Genomic DNA, 553 nt, shown 5'->3' on the forward strand with positions numbered 1-553 from the left:
AGTTGGGCACTCTAGCGAGACTGCCGGTAATAAACCGGAGGAAGGTGGGGATGACGTCAAATCATCATGCCCCTTATGACCTGGGCTACACACGTGCTACAATGGCTGGTACAACGAGTCGCGAGTCGGTGACGGCAAGCTAATCTCTTAAAGCCAGTCTCAGTTCGGATTGTAGGCTGCAACTCGCCTACATGAAGTCGGAATCGCTAGTAATCGCGGATCAGCACGCCGCGGTGAATACGTTCCCGGGCCTTGTACACACCGCCCGTCACACCACGAGAGTTTGTAACACCCGAAGTCGGTGAGGTAACCGTAAGGAGCCAGCCGCCTAAGGTGGGATAGATGATTGGGGTGAAGTCGTAACAAGGTAGCCGTATCGGAAGGTGCGGCTGGATCACCTCCTTTCTAAGGAAATGGAAACCTGTACGTTGGTCTTGTTTAGTTTTGAGAGGTCTTGTGGGGCCTTAGCTCAGCTGGGAGAGCGCCTGCTTTGCACGCAGGAGGTCAGCGGTTCGATCCCGCTAGGCTCCATTAACACTGTAAGGGTGTTAAG

The 553-nt window shown here is 54.1% G+C and carries 1 tRNA gene and 1 rRNA gene; both read left to right on the forward strand.

The features are described from left to right. A 16S ribosomal RNA gene (locus tag LIZ08_RS10275) occupies window positions 1-405 on the forward strand; the annotation flags it as partial. A 53-nt stretch (window positions 406-458) separates the two neighbouring features. After that, window positions 459-531: transfer RNA gene (locus tag LIZ08_RS10280), tRNA-Ala, on the forward strand. The last annotated feature ends 22 nt before the right edge of the window (window positions 532-553 follow it).

Origin of the sequence: Streptococcus sp. 210928-DFI.4.42 (assembly GCF_020554365.1) — a bacterium.
Taxonomy (GTDB): domain Bacteria; phylum Bacillota; class Bacilli; order Lactobacillales; family Streptococcaceae; genus Streptococcus; species Streptococcus parasanguinis_S.